Origin of the sequence: Bacillus subtilis subsp. subtilis str. 168, assembly GCF_000009045.1 — a bacterium.
In the GTDB taxonomy this organism is placed as follows: Bacteria; Bacillota; Bacilli; order Bacillales; family Bacillaceae; genus Bacillus; species Bacillus subtilis.
This window is the reverse complement of sequence record NC_000964.3, coordinates 1323789-1340879: the sequence shown is the minus strand read 5'-3', so window position 1 is coordinate 1340879 and position 17091 is coordinate 1323789. Positions and strand designations below refer to the sequence as shown.

General features: G+C 45.3%; 21 protein-coding genes. All 21 read right to left on the bottom strand.

What is annotated here, in order from left to right:
• Window positions 1–4: 4 nt before the first annotated feature.
• The gene (gene xkdR, locus BSU_12710) at window positions 5–271 is read right to left on the bottom strand and encodes a phage PBSX; conserved hypothetical protein (protein ID NP_389153.1); all 267 of its coding nucleotides are present in this window, start codon (window positions 269–271) and stop codon (window positions 5–7) included.
• The gene (gene xkdQ, locus BSU_12700; RefSeq protein ID NP_389152.1) at window positions 271–1248 is read right to left on the bottom strand and encodes a phage PBSX; conserved hypothetical protein; all 978 of its coding nucleotides are present in this window, start codon (window positions 1246–1248) and stop codon (window positions 271–273) included. The genes xkdR and xkdQ overlap by 1 nt, the downstream gene beginning before the upstream one ends.
• Window positions 1249–1263: 15 nt before the next feature.
• Window positions 1264–1923 carry a phage PBSX; putative murein binding protein gene (gene xkdP, locus BSU_12690; RefSeq protein ID NP_389151.2) on the bottom strand — a complete coding sequence of 220 codons (660 nt, stop codon included), beginning with the start codon at window positions 1921–1923 and terminating at the stop codon, window positions 1264–1266.
• Window positions 1916–5914, bottom strand: a complete 3999-nt coding sequence (gene xkdO / locus BSU_12680) for a phage PBSX; putative tape measure protein (RefSeq protein ID NP_389150.2) — start codon at window positions 5912–5914, stop codon at window positions 1916–1918. The genes xkdP and xkdO overlap by 8 nt, the downstream gene beginning before the upstream one ends.
• Window position 5915: 1 nt before the next feature.
• On the bottom strand, window positions 5916–6065 hold the full coding sequence (xkzB, locus tag BSU_12672; RefSeq protein YP_003097715.1) for a phage PBSX; conserved hypothetical protein: 150 nt from the start codon (window positions 6063–6065) through the stop codon (window positions 5916–5918).
• Between the two features lie 29 nt (window positions 6066–6094).
• Window positions 6095–6541 (bottom strand): phage PBSX; conserved hypothetical protein, encoded by a 447-nt coding sequence (gene xkdN / locus BSU_12671; RefSeq protein ID NP_389149.2) that lies wholly within the window; start codon window positions 6539–6541, stop codon window positions 6095–6097.
• A gap of 91 nt (window positions 6542–6632) precedes the next feature.
• On the bottom strand, window positions 6633–7076 hold the full coding sequence (gene xkdM, locus BSU_12660) for a phage PBSX; conserved hypothetical protein (protein NP_389148.1): 444 nt from the start codon (window positions 7074–7076) through the stop codon (window positions 6633–6635).
• A 1-nt stretch (window position 7077) separates the two neighbouring features.
• Window positions 7078–8478, bottom strand: coding sequence for a phage PBSX; conserved hypothetical protein (gene xkdK, locus BSU_12650; RefSeq protein ID NP_389147.2), 1401 nt, complete (start codon window positions 8476–8478; stop codon window positions 7078–7080).
• A complete protein-coding gene (ykzM, locus tag BSU_12649; protein YP_003097714.1) occupies window positions 8475–8693 on the bottom strand; it encodes a phage PBSX; conserved hypothetical protein in 219 nt (72 codons plus the stop codon). Before ykzM ends, xkdK begins: the two co-directional genes overlap by 4 nt.
• Window positions 8694–8696: 3 nt before the next feature.
• Window positions 8697–9137 (bottom strand): phage PBSX; conserved hypothetical protein, encoded by a 441-nt coding sequence (gene xkdJ / locus BSU_12640; RefSeq protein ID NP_389146.1) that lies wholly within the window; start codon window positions 9135–9137, stop codon window positions 8697–8699.
• Window positions 9138–9149: 12 nt separating this feature from the next.
• Window positions 9150–9635, bottom strand: coding sequence for a phage PBSX; conserved hypothetical protein (xkdI, locus tag BSU_12630; protein ID NP_389145.1), 486 nt, complete (start codon window positions 9633–9635; stop codon window positions 9150–9152).
• The gene (gene xkdH, locus BSU_12620; RefSeq protein NP_389144.1) at window positions 9632–9988 is read right to left on the bottom strand and encodes a phage PBSX; conserved hypothetical protein; all 357 of its coding nucleotides are present in this window, start codon (window positions 9986–9988) and stop codon (window positions 9632–9634) included. The genes xkdI and xkdH overlap by 4 nt, the downstream gene beginning before the upstream one ends.
• Window positions 9985–10368, bottom strand: a complete 384-nt coding sequence (ykzL, locus tag BSU_12619) for a phage PBSX; conserved hypothetical protein (protein YP_003097713.1) — start codon at window positions 10366–10368, stop codon at window positions 9985–9987. Before ykzL ends, xkdH begins: the two co-directional genes overlap by 4 nt.
• Before the next feature lie 21 nt (window positions 10369–10389).
• Window positions 10390–11325, bottom strand: a complete 936-nt coding sequence (gene xkdG, locus BSU_12610) for a phage PBSX; putative phage chromosome binding protein (RefSeq protein NP_389143.1) — start codon at window positions 11323–11325, stop codon at window positions 10390–10392.
• Window positions 11326–11350: 25 nt separating this feature from the next.
• The gene (xkdF, locus tag BSU_12600) at window positions 11351–12178 is read right to left on the bottom strand and encodes a phage PBSX; conserved hypothetical protein (protein ID NP_389142.2); all 828 of its coding nucleotides are present in this window, start codon (window positions 12176–12178) and stop codon (window positions 11351–11353) included.
• A gap of 19 nt (window positions 12179–12197) precedes the next feature.
• Window positions 12198–13685, bottom strand: coding sequence for a phage PBSX; phage capsid portal protein (gene xkdE / locus BSU_12590; protein NP_389141.2), 1488 nt, complete (start codon window positions 13683–13685; stop codon window positions 12198–12200).
• A 3-nt stretch (window positions 13686–13688) separates the two neighbouring features.
• The gene (gene xtmB / locus BSU_12580) at window positions 13689–14990 is read right to left on the bottom strand and encodes a phage PBSX; prophage terminase (large subunit) (protein NP_389140.1); all 1302 of its coding nucleotides are present in this window, start codon (window positions 14988–14990) and stop codon (window positions 13689–13691) included.
• Window positions 14987–15784 carry a phage PBSX; prophage terminase (small subunit) gene (xtmA, locus tag BSU_12570; protein ID NP_389139.1) on the bottom strand — a complete coding sequence of 266 codons (798 nt, stop codon included), beginning with the start codon at window positions 15782–15784 and terminating at the stop codon, window positions 14987–14989. The genes xtmB and xtmA overlap by 4 nt, the downstream gene beginning before the upstream one ends.
• Window positions 15785–15899: 115 nt before the next feature.
• The gene (gene xpf, locus BSU_12560; protein NP_389138.1) at window positions 15900–16409 is read right to left on the bottom strand and encodes a phage PBSX; putative RNA polymerase PBSX sigma factor-like; all 510 of its coding nucleotides are present in this window, start codon (window positions 16407–16409) and stop codon (window positions 15900–15902) included.
• Window positions 16410–16524: 115 nt separating this feature from the next.
• Window positions 16525–16731 carry a phage PBSX; conserved protein of unknown function gene (xtrA, locus tag BSU_12550; protein NP_389137.1) on the bottom strand — a complete coding sequence of 69 codons (207 nt, stop codon included), beginning with the start codon at window positions 16729–16731 and terminating at the stop codon, window positions 16525–16527.
• Window positions 16728–17078, bottom strand: a complete 351-nt coding sequence (gene xkdD, locus BSU_12540) for a phage PBSX; conserved hypothetical protein (protein NP_389136.1) — start codon at window positions 17076–17078, stop codon at window positions 16728–16730. Before xkdD ends, xtrA begins: the two co-directional genes overlap by 4 nt.
• Between the last annotated feature and the right edge of the window lie 13 nt (window positions 17079–17091).

The window sequence follows — 17091 nt, the reverse complement described above, 5'->3', positions numbered from 1 at the left end:
TTGTCTATACCTTATCTAAAATAAAAAACGATTGCCCGCCAGTCAGAGCCGCGGTCATGAGGCGATCCCCCGGCTCGAGTGCATCGTCTCCTCCGGACTGCATTCGTTTTGGGATAATGATGGCGTCTTCCGGTATGATCAGTTTGCTGTTTTCTTTTAATTTGATTTCCACAGGAGAAACCGAAACGACTTCAGCCGGGAGCAGTTCTACCGGAGACTCAGCGTCAACTGCGCCGACTGCCAAATGTTTTATAGCCTCACTTAATCTCATCAGGAAACTCCTTCCGGCATCGTATTCTTTTCGACAACATCGATCGTCATCGTATGTTTCGTTCCTTTAAATTCATGCCGGTCCGTATCTACCCAATAGGTTTTCTTGATGCCGGCCTCCGGAATCGAAATATAGACAGGCAAGCCGCTCTGCACTTCTGGGATGCCCACTGCCTGAATATTTTTCAGTTCTTTTTTCACGCCCTTTTTTTCAGCAAGGCGTACATCTGCCCGCTGCTGAAGCTGTGCCTGGTTGATGTCATCTGTGACCGTTTCCGTATATTGAAGCACACCGTATTTATTTAAGCCTGAACTGTCCTTGGCAGAGGCTTTATATGTCTTATTGTCCTTCTGCCGGCGAAGCACCACCCGAGTAGCAGTGTCGTTTATAGAAGTGCTGTATTGGTAGCCCGTGATATTGACGCCCGTTTCAAGCACCCATACCTCTGACGGATCTGGCCAAGCGCGCAGGCCGAGCTTTCCTTTTTCCGAATACAGCTGGTAATGTCGTCCTGTCTGGCTTTTCGTCTGTTTCAGCGCTTTTAATATGATGTCATACAATGTCGTATCATTTTTAATGACAAGACTTTTGATCGTATGGCCTGTGTTTGCGATCGAGGTTGTCGGTATCTGGAAGTCACTCGCAATCCTTCTGATGATCTGGTCGGCCCGCTGATTGGAAAACACGTACATATCCTGGTTTTTGACCAGGTACTGCAGCATGTCATAAGCGCTGAAGGCAAGCGTATGCTCGTCCGGGGTTCTTGCAAAAACAATGCCCCGAAACAGCTCTTTTCCCTTCCATTTAAACAAGACCGTATCTCCTTCTGAGACACTGTAATACGTCTGGTCGCCCTGCTTGGTGACGATGGTTGCTTCAATGGAACGCGGCGCCTGATAACGATGGCCTTCAAGCGATACGCTTTCTGCAACCAGCTCAAGCCACTCTGTGTCTTTAATGACGAACAGTTCTATCATCATACATCACCTGTTTCATTGCGGTATCTTTAATTTTTGGCCGGGAAAAATCCAGTGGCCCGGCTGCCTGATGTTCCGTTTGCTTCGTTTGATCATTGCTGTTTTATTGGCATTCCAAATTTTGCGCCATTGGGTGCTGTTCCCGTAAAATCTGCCTGCAATGTCCCATAGCGTGTCTCCCTTTTTCACTGTGTACGTCTTCGGCGCAGCCTTCGACGGACGTTTTGCCTTTGTTTTTTTCTTCTGCTTGATTTTCCGCGGGGAAGCGGTTTTGTATTCTTTTAATTGAATATCAAAGGAACGATCACCTATATCCTGCTGGCCTTCGCTATAGGAAAAACCTTCAATACTGCATGTTAAATTCACTTTAGTTCCCGTAATCAAAAACTGAACCGGTTTTTTGGCCTTCATCCATTTTTCAATTTTTGTTATCGCATTTTCCGGCGACGGGAAGTTTTGATATTCTGCTATCGGACTGTATTTCTTCGGAAAAAAAGAAGAGAACGAAATTTCTTTCGCTCCCTGCTCGTCAATAAATGTAAGGTCACCGAACTTGGCTACTTTAACCGTCTCATTCTGAACTGTATTTGAAATACTCAGCTGGTCGGGAAGAACGGGGAGCCGCAGCTTGTCCTTCCCTTGTGAAATCCAAAATTCATATACGGATTTAGTCAAATGCAACGACTCCCTTCGTTCCAATATTGATATCCTTTTGCAGTTCATCTATAAGCGCCTGCTTGATCTTCGCCGCTAGGCTTTCGGCGTCTTGTCCATTATGGAAGTGCTGGTCACCGTTAAATTGAATATAAATCTCTTTTGATCCAGAAACCGCTGCAGTCGGCCGGCTAGCCGAGGTAACAGCTGAAACTTGTCCTGAAGAAAGCTCAGACTGCTGGGATTGAGACGGATCTGTCACTTCCATACCAAGAGCCTGTGCCGCTCTCTGAAGAAGGTAGCGACCGCGGATGCCCCGTTCCTCTGGGATGATCCATTCCCGCTTGTTTCCTTCACCGACACGGGCAATTTGTTCTTTCGTGATCAGCCCGCCGTTTGCATAACCGACATAAGGACCGCCACGTTTCAGGCTTTTAATGCCAGGTACATTATCAATTGAGCCGTATCTGCTTTTGATATAGCCGATCGCGGCAGCAGCGTTGTGAATCGGATTTCTAATGTTACCCATGCCCGGTGCTTTATGAGCATTAAATGTGGTTGGAACTGTCTGCATGAGTCCTTGTGATGGATTTCCCGCCTTCGCGTTGCTATCCCACAGGTTAATAGAGTTCGGGTTGCCCCCTGATTCATACTGTGCAATCGTCATTAATCCCGAGAGCCAGCTCAATGGTGTCTTTGTGGCCATTATTGCTGCCATAAGCCACTGTTTCACATTTCCCCCTACTGCACCCATTCCGGAATAAGCAGCTGCCAATGAACCGGCTTGTTTTTCTGCGTATTTTTTCACATCGACAGAATCCAGTCCTTTTACAACACCGACAGAGGCAAAACGCCCCAAGCTCATCATGACTCGAGAAGGTGAATGGATATCTAATTCTTCACGGAAAGCCTGCTCCACTCTCTTGGCCATATCCTTTGCTGCTTGTTTTACTTCACTGGATTTAGAATTCATGCCTGTCACAAAGTTTCCAATCAAACCGGAGCCCCAGCTGTTCGATGTGTCTTTTGAACGCAGGAACGGTTTGTCAACATGTGTACTCACATACTGTGCAGTCCCTGTTTGGGTTGAATTTTGTCCTTGCGCAAAGCCTTTGACCGTTCCTGTGCCCCATGAAGACGATTTGCTCACAGTGGCTTGGAACGGCGTTTTAACTTTTGATTGCAAAAAGCCGTCTGTTCCGGTTGCAGTGCCGCTTTGGCCCTTGGCATACCCACTTACCATTTGTTTACCGTAATTTGGTGAAGCAGAAATCATTTGTGTAAATGGTGTATTGATGTTTTTCTTTTTCCAGTCTTCCATTTTGACCGGCTGATCGCTGATGCCTTTACCAAAGCCTTCTGAAAATTGCTGTCCGAGTGTGGACGCTTGGCCTGTAAGATTTGCAGTGTTCATTACTGGGGAGGCTGTGCCTGATAGAGGACTGACAGCTGCTCCTCCTGAAACAGATGCTGGACTTCCGCCAGAAGACGAAGCTGCGCCCATGTCGTCTACAACTTGCATACCCAGCTTAGACGCCGCTTGTGAAAGAAGCATCTTCCCCCGGCCTCGGTTGTTATCAACCGGGATAACGAATTCCTTGCCGGCTTCACCGATCCACGAGATGGTTGGTTTGGTGATGTAGCCGCCTGTGGCGTTCTGATCTAGTGCTTGTTGAAAAACAGTCATATTATTATTTGATGGAGATTGAGCAAAAATGTTATTAGTAGTTGGTTTGGAACTAGTTTTTTTCTCTTTCGAATCCTTTTTGATTGGTTTTTTCTTGAGGTGAGTAACTTCTTCCCCCCTGTGTATTACTTTTGCAACGAAACCACCAACTGAATCTTTTAAATCGAATAGCCATTGAAATTTCTCAGCAATTTTCTCTGATACTTTAACCAATGGATCTTTCACATGTTCATTAAACCAAGTTTCAATTCCATCCCATGCATCCTCAAAAAATTTCCTTGCATCATCGAATTTTTCTTTTATTGAAGTTTTAATATCTTCTACTTTTTTGACGATCGGGTTCCATACATTATCATAAAACCAATTCGATACTCCTGTCCAAATATTGGAAATTATTGTCCATGCATCATTGATCTTACTCCAAATCCATGTTGCCGCAGTGGTTACGGCTTCACTTACAGGATTCCACACATTGTCCATAAACCATGTTGAAACAGTAGACCATATGCCTGAAATAACCGTCCAGGCGTTGCACAATCCAGTCCATATCGTTGTAGCAACATTAGTAACTGCTCCGCTTATTGGATCCCACACGTTATCCTTAAACCACGGGTAGACAATGTTCCATACTGCCAATATGCCATCCCAGGCATAGGCAAACAATCCTACTATAAAATTAATTACAGGTACAGCAACATTATATATAGGTGTAAACACATACTGGTCAAACCAAGTTGAAACTTTACTCCATGTATCTTCAATCCAAGTAATAGCCCCATTGGCAGTATCAGAAATGGAGTTCCATTTTCCACTCCACCACTCTTTGTTAAATAGTGAATTGCTTATGCTCTCCTTTAACTTAGAAGTATCAAACATCTTACCAATGTTCTTACCTGCTTCTTCGCCGCCGATTCCGCCTACTAACCCGCCGCCAATTCCGCCGATTGCGCCGCCGATTGCTGTACCTTCCGGACCAACGAAAGATCCAATCGTTGCACCAGCTTCCGCTCCGGCTGTTGCACCAGCTTCCGCTCCGGCAATACGTCCTCCAATTGAACCAACCTTTTCGCCAGCATTATCTTTATTGATTCCAGCTAAATCAAACACTGCTAAAGCAGATCCTACGTATGGAACAGCCTTTCCCATTCCTCTGAACGCTTTACCTAGTTTAGATGAATCCTTCCCTAGCGATTTTAAGCCTCCAAGCCAGTTCTTTAACTTGGAACCCGAGGTCCTAGGTGCACTTTCAGCAGGTGTGCCGCTCTGGCGTCTTCTTATCACCTCTCCAGGAACCTTGAGTGTTCTGTTTGGAGCCTTTGTGGGACTTTTCTTTTTTCTATAGGTTTTTTTATTTTTAGTGCCCGGGCTGATACCGCCTTCACAGCAGTCACAGCAACAATTTCCTCCTGTATTACGGTTAAGGACTTTTTTATCTGTGTCAGAATTTTCACCAGAATCGTCCTTTTTTTGTGGTCCTAGAATTTTATCAATGATCTTATCAAACACATCATTTTTCAGCTTTTCTATCAATCTCTCTTTGAAACGATCCAAAAAAGCTTTGCCTATTTCATTGAGCGTATCTTTGATCCAAGGCCAAGCTGATTTTGTCCACCAATCCTTCAGCCAGCCTTTTATTTTTCCGACCCATCCAGGTTTTTGATCTGAGTTTTTATCAGAGCCTTTATCTGAGGATTTGTCTGATTCTTTCTTAGAAGTTTCTTTGTTAATCAGGCTTTCTTTTTTATTGATTTTGTCTGATATTTTTGTCTTAACAACCACTTTTACATAATAGGTTTTTTCAAATTTCCTTAGAAGGGCTGTTAATCGATTAACTGTTTTGGTGATTTCATCGATGACCTTTAGTTTTACTGTGTATCCGTTTTTCAAATTTTTCTTAATATAACCGATAATCCTTTTAACTGTAGAAGTAACCTTGTCATCTGGAATCAAAAGGAATGATAGCTTTTGATTAGAAAGCATCTTCTTTATTTTTTTATACGCAGCTGCTGTCCGATCTACCAAAGAGACAGTCAGCTTCGTTTCTTTCGGCAGCCGTTTAAGTTTTCTTTCAATTGCATCAAGCTTTGAAGTGACTTGGTCATCAAGTACAACTTTAATTTCAAGCGATTTCGCGAATTTCAAAATGATATAGTCGTTTATTTTTCTCAGCCGGTAAAATGCCTGATCTTCCGCTCTGATACTGATTTTGATTTGCCGATTAATGGTTTTGACTTTTTTTTCGACCTCTTGGAATCCTTTATGTATCCGTTTTAGTTTTTTAGATACCTTGTCTTCGAGATCAAAACGGGCTGTTAATTTTGCGATATTAGTTCCCTCCTCTCCTTGATTCTTTTTCTAATAGATCTAGCTTATAACCTATCAACCCAAATAAAAGAGCTTTAAAATGTTTTGGTGCTTCATATAATTCAAGAAGTTGGGATGGCGAGTAATGAAGCTCATGCATTGCATAGTACAAATACACAGCTTCCTTATCGCCATCCTTTACTAGTTTTTTGCTTCTTCTTCTAGATCTTCAAGATCATCTTCAAAACCATTGATTTCAATTGCTTTATTCAGCCAGTTCGCATACTCTCCCCCAACAGATAATACACGTTTGGCAACTTCTACCGGATCCGCAGTTTTGTATGCTTCCCTTAAATCTTTTGAACGAAAATCAGGATAAATAGTAGATTCGATGGCAATTCTCGCATAAAAGCGCTGGGAGTCTAAATCTTTGACACGGCCGCGGCCTTTCACATTTTTAAATGTGGTGTTTTCTTTCTCTAATTCATCAATCCGTTCAGTAGTAATTGGTTTTAAAATAAACGGAATGACATTCCCTTTTTTATCAACAAAACGCTTTGAGATCGGCACTTTGATTTCCTCAGCTTCAATTGTTTTTCCCGGCATAAAAAAGGAAAGATCATATACGTTTTCGTTCTTCTCGCTCATGTAAAAAAACTCCCTTGTCTATTGTTTGGTTTCATCTTTAAAAAACAGACCTTTCTGAGAAAGGTCTGCGTATGGGCTGATTCAGCTTTGATTAAAACGTGTCAGATAGCTTTTCAGGGACGTCGAAGTCTTCGAATGTAAATGGAACTTCTTCCTCTAACGCTTCTGAATCGACATCAAGGCTTGCGATTTTGGCAGAGTCAAAGTTGACGTCGTACAGCGTGACTCGCTCTGTGCCCCGGCCGGAGGATTGATCATCCAGCACAGCTTGGAGCGTGAAATAAGGGTCGCTGCCTTTTTTGACATAGTCCATCATCAATAGCACGAATTTTGATGTGACTTTGTAGAACGTCGCGGTCCCTGTTCCATTTGCCCCTGTTGTTTTATGGCCTGTCATGCGGCGGCCCATAATGTTGACTTCAGACTTGTTTTTCTCGACGTTTGCTTCAAAAGTTTTGATGTGTGCCATTTCCTCACCATCGAGGAATAAACGGCCTTCTTTTCCTGAGATTGTGTTTTGTGCTTTTAATGCCATATTAGTTTACCTCCACATTAAAGTAGAATTTTTCTGCTGCGTCGACAGGCTGTACAGCCAGGTCAATCAAGAAGCCGTCACGATCTTCATTCATTGAAATTGTGATATCTTCATCGGAATCAAAGCCAGTGATGCCGCCTGCGTCCTGAAGCGTTGTCATGTATTGTGTGATCATCGTTTTTACATACTGCAGTCCGTCTTCAGATGCCGGGATATCGCTTCCGCTGCCTTTTCTTGATTTAATTAAGGCTTTCAGCTCGCGTGTTAAATCATTATTCACAGCATCCAGGACACGAACGATTTTGTTCTTCGCAAATTTCTTGTTTTTCTCAGCTGTGAACGTCACGAGTGAGTTAATATCCTTTTCTACGCTGACGGATTTATCACGGGCGTCGAATGTGAATAAAAATTCACCTTTACCCAGACGTTCAACAATCGTATCGTGGTCAAGGCGGTGTAACACATCAACTGCGCCTTCGTACTCTACAAATGTAAGTGATTGGTTAAAGGTTGCTCCTGCACTCGCTCCAGCTACCCAAGCTGTTGCTTTGTCCGGTGTAACTTCCGTGCCATCTTCAAGCAGCACACCCTCGGTTACGTTGATGATGCCTTCATAATCACCGGCATAATTGGCTGTGACGCCTTGCACTTTTTGTCCTTGGCCGTCGCGCAGGCGTTTAATGAAAGCAGCAAACGTCGCTTTCAACTGGTCACCTTCTGCAACAGGCAGCGCAATCACATCAAAGCTCTCCGTTTCAGCCGCGGCTAAGAAATCTGTATAGTCGGAGTTGACAGGGGCTTTATCCGTACCGCCGGATAAACGGATGCCCGCGGATGCATTCAGCGTCTCAGCTGCAGTGTCTCCTTCTGATCCAGTGAGAGGAATCGTTGAAGAAAGATCGCCTGTTCCGGTAAAAGTGACATAGCCGTTAGCTGTTAATTCTTCAGCCTTTTTGACAGTCTGTTTATCAACCTCTGATTCGTCCATATATGTTGTCACATCGAAAGAATTAGCATCCAGCACATTTTGATTGATGCGGATGATAATGTCATTTCCTTTTGTTCCGCCATATACTGCAGTTGCTTTGACGCCTTCAGCAATATCAGCAGACGCTCGGACACCTTCGGTTAGACGGTACATCAATACCGTTTTCGCATTTTTCTTCGCTTCACGCAGCAGCAATAAAGACGGGTCATCAATGCTGAGGCCCACTTTTTTGTTTAGGTCTTCAACGCTGGAAATGGAGACGAACGTTTTCGCTTCGCCCCAGCTTGAGGCGACCGGAAGTGCGACTGTTCCCCGTTCACTGAGTGATACCCGCTCCTGTGCCGTCGTTTTAAAGTTAAAATAAATGCCTGCACGTTCTTTTTCTTTGCCTGTTGTAAATGTTCCGCCATTCATGATGACATGACCTCCTTGGTTAGAAATGTTTGAATCAATTGGTTGGCTTCTGATTTCGTCATACGTGGTTGATCCACGCCAAATAAAGCCCCCTGAAGAATATCCGGCTTAACGCCGAACAGTTCCTTCGCGTGCTTAATCAAATCCGCTGTATCAAATAGAGCTTCCCGGCTCTTTGTATGTACAGCCTTCTTCTGTTGTTTGTCCTTTGACACCGTTTATTTCACCCCGCTGTTCATGTCGATATCCTGTAAGACAGGCTGTTCTGTTTTGTGATAATAATATCTGCTGCTCCACCTGATCACCATGGCCGCCTCGCCCCTGTCCCCTACCCTTGTCTCGATTTGGGAGATGCGAACCATATCCCCCGTCTTCTCGCCGGATTCACTCAGCAGCGGAATCATATTTCTCGCTTCTCTGATGGCATCCGCGAGCCTGTCCGCTTCATCCAGCGCCTGAACGGAGTCCAGATGAAACAGTTTCACATTGAGACTGTAGGTTTTTTTAAATGTGGAGACCGTATCTGTTTCCTCGAAAACAGATGGTGGCGGGACATATAACGACGGCACCTGAAAGTGATCAGGAAGCTCGCGTTCATAAATGGGAACAGACCACCGGCTGTACAAAAACGCCATGATCGATCCTGTTTCACTGTTCATCCTGCTCCTCCTTTACAGCTTCTTCAGCCACTGGCGCAGTTTGCTTTCCAGCGATTTTTCAAACAGCTGTTCATATAAAAGCAGTGCATGATCCCAGTAGCCCGTGCCCGGTATCCATTTTCTCTTGAGCGCCATTCCCGTTGAAGCCGCTGGATCATAAATAAACCGTGAGCCTTGAAAACGCCCCGGCACCCATCTCACATCTTGTTTTGACGTCCAATGGCCGTCATTAAGAAATGAGGCGTAATCAAGCTGTGTCCCCACCTCAAGCGAAAGCCCGCCGCTTTGCACAATCCAGAGATTGTCCTCTGCGCCTTTCTCAAAGGAACTGAGCAGTTTTTCTGTATCAATCGTTTGTGTGCTGATGAGTTCAGATTGGACGATCTCTAGAAAATCTTGCCCGCACTCCTCAAGCCACCGGGACGCCTGTCTGGAAAAACCGCCTGAAGCCGCTTCTTTTAATGCCGTGTTCAGCTGTTTCAATCCCGCTATTTTCATAGGCTTTCATCCCTGACTGCGACGACCTCCCAATGATGATGTCTGATCCTTTTCGGCAGCTTTAGTATATATTTATGATTCTCCCAAATGATTTTATCGTTCACGCGGATGTCCGCTGACAACGGAAAATGGACGAGAAAGCTATGATATACAGTTTGATCCGGCTCCTCCTGAATCAGCTGCTGTGTTTTTTCGGTAAAATAACAAGGGACATCTTGTTCATCGGGTGTATCCGGATATGAAATCACCGGCTGCAGCCTGTCTGCCGGAATCCCAAATCGGCCTGCAGACGGCGCTTGCGCTGCTTCATGATAAATATCGCAGCGGTGAATGAGCATCTGCCTGTAGCTCATAAAGATCTCACCTTCAGTCTGGAGGATTCAGGGACGTAGCCCGGCTTAATAAACTCTTCGAGCAAATGATACACCTCAGGCCGCTGAATCCTGCCTTCTCCGGAAACCGTGTAGGAATAATCCCCCATTTTCTCATACTGATAGCTTGATGAGGCAGATTCATCGCTGTTGACAAGCGCAAAATACTGGGCAAGCTTTACTAAAGCCAACTTCACCTTGCCGGGCAGCGGATCATACAAGCTGTCTTCAAAGCGGTGGCCCGTGATGAGAGCCGCTTCTGCTTCCGCCTCGATGATATCCTGCGCCAGCAGCTCTTCCGGCCTGTTTTTCACCCGATCATAGACCGAATAGGAAGCTACGTCAGTCGGTTCAATGAGCATGAGCTGACCACCTCGTTTCTATTATTCTTTTACGTTAATTAATTTCGCGCAGGCATCCTCTTCCTCGAACTTGCTGTCCAGCTTGGCCGTTAAGACAATAATGAATTTACGGGAGCGGATGTCTTTGTCGACTTCAATTCGGATATTGCGGGAGAAGCCGAGAATGATATTTTTCGGATGTGTGAGAATGATATCAGAAGCGTCATATTGCGCGTCTCCCTCACCGACTGTGTACGGCTGAATATTGGATACCCCTTTGACCGGTACGCCGAATGCTGTTGACAAGCCGCCCTGAACAGCTTGGTCCCCAAGGTTTGTCTGGCGGTCTGCCACGCGGTCCTTCCATTCAACTTCTAAGCCGTGAGACGTATAGAATCTGAATTCCTGAGGGATGCGCAAATATTTCGGCGGAACTGCCTTTAAGCCCTTCTTGAATGTCGCTCTGGACAGTTCTTCACCGTTCATGTCAACGATATGGGAAACCGCCTGTTTACGGATGCCGTCCAGCTGTGCCAGATACGGATCAGCTGATGCTGTATCGCCGTTAACGATCAGCTCTTCAATATCAACTGCTGCGCGCTCTGCTAAAATTTGCATGATTGTCTGCTGCAGGCCGTCTTTTTCAATATTGTTTTCAAGTGTGTCATACGTAATGTTGATTTCCGCAATGACTTCCTTCGTGTTCAGCTGGACAGTGCTTGTCGTTGGAACTGTCAGCTCGTCGTTTGACAGTGCTTTTCCTTCTTGCGCAGCCCGCAGAATACGCTGGCCGAAGCCGATTTTTTCAAATTTTTGCGAATCGTTTTCCATTTGAATCACGCGGGATTCACTGAAAATGGTCGGCGTGTTTTGCACCATGCGGATAAAAGCCGATGCTTGCGCAGGGTTCATAAGCCCGCCGCTTTTTAAAGCAGAAAGCGACATTTCCGCTTTCCGAATGATCTCTTGATTTCTCAATTGATTTCCTCCTCCTTGACTGGTTTTACAGCAGTCCGCTCCAGATTGATTTTTTGACTTGCTCTGTATTGCCGCCCGTATCGTCCGCTGTCTGCTTAGACGCGCCTCGCGCTTTTTCCAAAGCCTCGATGCGTTCGATCAGCGGGGCAAGCATGTCTTCAACGAGCTTTTTCAGACGCTCGTCATCACCCGTCTGCTCCGGCTTTTCCTCCGTGTCTGTGTTTTTTTCAATCCGCTCAAGCCGTTTGAGCAGAGGGTAAAGCGCATGCTCGAATGATTCTTTCATGTCTTCTTTTCTCATTTCTTCAGTCTCCTTCCCTGTTTTGTCAGCAAGCATTTGCTTGAATACACTAAAGAACCCTGCTTTTTCGACCGGTTCTTCTTCATACACATCTGCAGTGCCAGCCATGCTGTAGCCGGTGATAATTCCAGCCTTAATCTGTTCCCACACCTCGTCAGACGCTCTTGTCACGAGTACCCATGAGCCCTTTGTAATCCGCTTTGATCCGATCATAAAATCATCGGGCGCCACATAGGACTCGACCACGACGCCGGTTCCGCCCTCAAAGCTGTGATTGATATCAATCTCCCGTGCCTCCGCGAGAAAACCGTGCGCCGCTTTTTCAATTTCCTCGGCGGTCATAAAATCGCCGTGGGCATCAGGAACATCAGGCTCATACACGATTCCGTACACGAGCTTTTGTTCATCCTGCTCACTTTTTGTAAACAGCCGAACCTTTTTTTCAAATGACGGAGGTTCGGCTGACTTCGTAAAGAAAAATTCTGTCTGGTTAGCCGCCTTGTCCACATAACTGACAAAGCTGATTTTGGCATTTCTTAATTCTCGCGCCACCTGCTTGATTCACCTCCCTTCAGGACGTTTTGATATCTTCGATGCTTTCTTTCAGCTCCTGCATGAGCGCAGCCAGGTTTGTCTTTTCCGCATCCTGTCCTGCAGGCCGTTTATAAATGTCCTCCGGCCACTCCTCAAGTGTTTTGCCAAGCACCCGTCCGGCAAGGTCGCGTAAATCATTCGGCGAGACTGCTCCGGCTGTAATAAAAGGACCGAGCACCTTCGCAATCTCAAGCGGATCACGAAAGTCCGGTCCTTTTAATGTCAGCCTGACGTCATGGATATTCAGCTCCGGCAAAAGCAGCGTGTTCAGTTTATTCACGAGAGTTTTTCGCTCCGGCTGAAAAACCTGCTCCTCCGTAATTTTTCTAGCAGTATCCGCTGTCGCCCGGTTGTATTCCTGGGCCTCGCCTGTATACAGCGGGGGGAGACGGAACGCGGAACGCAGCTTATTTCTGCTTTTTTCATCGTATTCAAGAAACAAGGCGTCGTTTTGGAGAATTTCAGCCAAAGATTTGATTTCCACGGAAACCGGCGTAATATCCTCGCCTCCGTGGAGATCCTTTTCTTTTGCGATTCCTTCCGCTTCGATCAGGAGAAATTTATGGGCGTTCTCCACGCCTTCAAGATCATTCATGTATTCCTGCAGCTCCCGGTAAGAAGCTTCAGACAGCATCCCGTTTTCCACTGTAATCGCAGCGGGGACGTGACGCCCCTGCTTAAAATACATAAAATTGAGCTCTTCTGCTTTTCGGGCCCCGTATAAATTGACAATATTGCCGATCCAGCGGGGTACACCGTATACGCCGCTTCCGATTTTGAGGTGAATGGCTTCATTTGCTTGATACTTCTCTGCCAATGTGTTTACATATTCACCTGTGCGAATATCCATTTTTCGCGGATCGCCGTATTCTTTAAAAAATACTTTCTTTCCATTGATCATCTGCACATATTTTCGGAAGCGTTTTTGCCTTTTGATCCTTTTCATTTTCCCGTTTTCTTCATATACAAATGAAACCTCTACAGGCTCGCCTGCTCCGCATACACGCATATATTTCACATCTAAATATTCGATGCCGGCAGGTTTTCCCGCCCCGTCGCGAAGCACTTCCATAAATCCGTTGCCTGTTTTTTCTCTGTCTTCGATGGCATAGCCTAAAATCATTTCAGCTGATTCATCAAAGTGAAGACATTTATAAAAGGCTTCGAGTCTGGCCCAGTCTTTTTCCGCTCTTTTCTTTTTTGCCTGATCGACATCACTTGCGTTGACATCAAATGTGTACTCAACATCGAATCCAAAGCCTGTAATATTCACTCTGTACGCATCAATGCATTGCTGAAGAATGGTCGAGTATTCGGCAATGGTTTTGAGCTCGATGATATTATAGGGCGGAGCAATAATGTCCTCTCCGTACAGCTCAGAAAAGTCATCTTCATAGATTTGCTTTGTCTGAGGAGCCGCGGCATTGGCTTTAAATACAGTTGCTCTGACTGTTTGGTTGTGCATGATTTATGACCTCCTCCTTTCTCGGTTCGGCCGCATTCGTTTGTGTGCTGTCTCTTTCATATCAGCAACCTCATAATCATCAAGCGCATACCAAATGGCAGAAAGCGTATGCGGGTCAATCGTGAATTCATCCTCAATCAGAGCTCCGTTTTTATCTTTGGCATACGTAAGTGTCTCGAGCTCATAGATGACATTTTCACAGCGGTCCGAACAGAAGATTTTTTTGAACCGTTTTACCTTTTTGGTATATTGAAGCCTGGAGCCGGGAAACTTTCTGGCTCCAACCATCCGAAAGCCCTGCTGGCGGAAATATTGAATGCTTTTCGGCTCAGCCGAGTCGGCTTTGATCAATTCCTGTGTCTCAATAAACTCACGCAGCTCCTCAGCCGTCCTATCATCTGTCATTTTATTTTGATAATACTCCCAATAAATGTAGAGGTATTTTTTTTCAGGATCTACAGCAAGCCGGACGACGGCATTATAGGATTCCTCGAATCCAAAATCCATACCTGTACGAAAGATTGGTTTGCTGATGGCTGCGATACATTTTTTCACTTGATCATGCGGGAGTACCTCGAACTGCGGCAGCACCCTGATCCCGTTGACGCCGAATCGTCCTTTTCGGGCAATCCGGTACAGGTCGGGATCATACTCTTTGAGTCCGTCAAGCTGTTTCACATAGCTTTCCGGGAGAAAAAGATTGTCGTTAGCGGTGGAATGATGGTAATACGTATCTCCCTTTACAATCGTCCGCTTTTCGTAAAGTTCGCTGTCATCCAGCACAAACCGTTTCTTGCGTTCATCCCGAAAAAAATGCCTATACGTCCAATTGGAGGTGCCGACGGGATTGGTGGTACAGATCATATGAAGCTTTAGCTCAGGATGGCGAAGACGTCCGATTAACTCCTTGAACCCCTCATACTTCACCTCTGAGCACTCTTCAATCCATATTAATGAAATGTTATGAACCGATTTTAATTTTGCCGGATTGTCCATTCCTTTGAACATGATCCGGCTGCCATTGTGAAATCGCAGCTGCAGCGGGGAAGAAAGAGATGCCACGGCCTTTGTGAGACCGAGCTCTTCGATCACCTCTTGAAACAAGGCGAAGGTCGAATCCCGATGGGTATCGAACACCTCCCGGATCACAAGGGCCGTCCGTTTTTCCTTCAGCAGCTTTAGCACGATTTTCAATGCGGTATGATAGCTTTTGGATGAGCCGTAGCCGCCGACAAGAAACTGGTACGTCTGCTCCCAATTGAACACGTAATCTTCGAAATGAGGGTTGATTTCTTTTACAATCATGACTTGCGCTCTTTTCGTTTGATCATAATTTCAATCGGCTCCTGGCTGTCATCTGTTTTCTCCGCTTTTTGTTTGGCAAGCTTCAATTTCTCATTTTCAATTTTTTGTTTAAATTGATCTGGAAACAAATCAAAATATAAGGATAGCTTCTCAAGCGCCTTCATTTTATCTGCAAGCTTGATGGCAATGCCTTCTTTCCCAAGCTTTGCTTCCGTTACAATGGTGCCATCAACGAGCCCGGAGTCTTTGACATCGACAAAGCTGATTTCCTTCATAATCGGATTATCATCTTCATCAAACAGCGGACCCGATTTCCCGACAGCCTGGACCTCTTTTTTTCCAAAGGTCACATAGTCCGTAATATCCGCAAACGCGATCTTGATATAAACCTGCAGCACATCCATCGCTTCAATAAACATTTCATTGACCATTTCTTTTTTAATGCGTCTAATTTCAGCAGCGACCTTTTCGTTTTTTAAGAGTCGGCTGCCCGTCACATGAGCGCTGTCCGGAGAATAGCCCGCTTTGATTGCTGACTGTGTGGCATTGAAGCTTTTGACGTAATACAGGCAAAACAGCCGCTGGCGTTCATTTAATTCATCGTTGTTTATAGGGCGCTGTTTTTGTTCGTTTTTGGACGCAGAAAACAGCGCCTCTTTCCATTTGTCTTGTTTTTTCCAGATGCCGATTGTTTTCGCGGAAACACCGATTGTGTCCGCAATCGCCCGATTTGTGATCTTTCCTTGATGTTGTTGATAGATTGCTAATGCTTGTTCGCGCTGTTGTGTTTTCATGCTACTGCATCACCGCCACCTCCAGCATGGTTGTTTATTCATAAAAGCGGCTGATCAGCCAGCCGCTTAGTGTCATGCTCTATTCACTTATAGGTGGCAAACGTATGACAAGCTTTCAGGCAAGTGATCGATTCATTTCTTCCTGCTGTCTTTGCATCTTTAAACTCGCCCGTTTAATCGTCGTTTGCACTGTCGATTTTTTTACGCCGAGAAGATCGGCGATCCGTTCATAAGAAAAACATTCTACCTTATGCAGCAAAAACATTTCCTTTTCTCTGTCCGTTAACAGGGCTAATGCTTCTCGAATTCTATCTCTGTCTTCTTCTGATACCTGTCCGTCCGGCTCAAACATCATAGCGCTGGAAAATGATTCGATGATTCTCGGGTCCTTGATCATCAGCCGCTGGTAAACATCACGCCGGTCAATCGCCCGTCTGATGCCGGGCTGCCTTCCTTTTTCAAGCCATTCTGTTACATATTCAAGATCAGTAATCATATTTCTGATGATTTTTTTATCCTTCAGCTCTTCAGCTGAGAGCACGGATTCATCTGCCTCAGCGAGCGGTTTATATTGTATTCTTGTTTGTTTGAGCGTGCGTTTATATTCAAATAGTAAGTCTTGCATTCTATGATCCTCCTCATTTTTGGCAAATAAAAAACGGACACCAATCAACGCACAAATGCTGTGCAGTTGATCAGTGTCCGCAGGCTTTCCGTCTTGGACGTATTCTGTTTTCGCTTTAATTTAATTTGTAGCCGATTTCAAATTCCACACGAGCAAGATCGCCCTTTCTTGTTTCGACGAGCGTTTTTCCATGCTCTGGCGCTTCTGTGATCCATGCTTCTTGCTTGATGCCGTCCACAATAATGACACGGATTTTCCCGTCCTCCAGCTGGCTCTTAAGCGTGACGGAATCGATATGCAGCAGTTTTTTCGGATGAATCATGTTTTATTTCCTCCCCTTTTCGGTGCAGCGCTTGCTTCAGCTTTTTCTAATAGCTGAATGATACGCTCCTTTGAATGAATAGAATTCCCTTTCAGAAAATCAAGTGCTGCTTTAGACGCTTCCAGCAATTCAGGCGCAGCGGCCATCAAAGAGGCATTGCTTTTTTGCGAATAAGAGCTGAGGTCAAATACAGCTGCAATCAGCCGCCCGTTTGAGTACGGAAATCTTTCTTTTTCTTCTTCACTGTAAGCTGAATAAATATAGATCGGTTTCGTATCCCCGCACGGGACAGCACGCCACGGCGCAGGGCTTTTCTCTGCCTGTTTTGTCTTTGCCAACACTTTCACTTCCCGTCGTCCT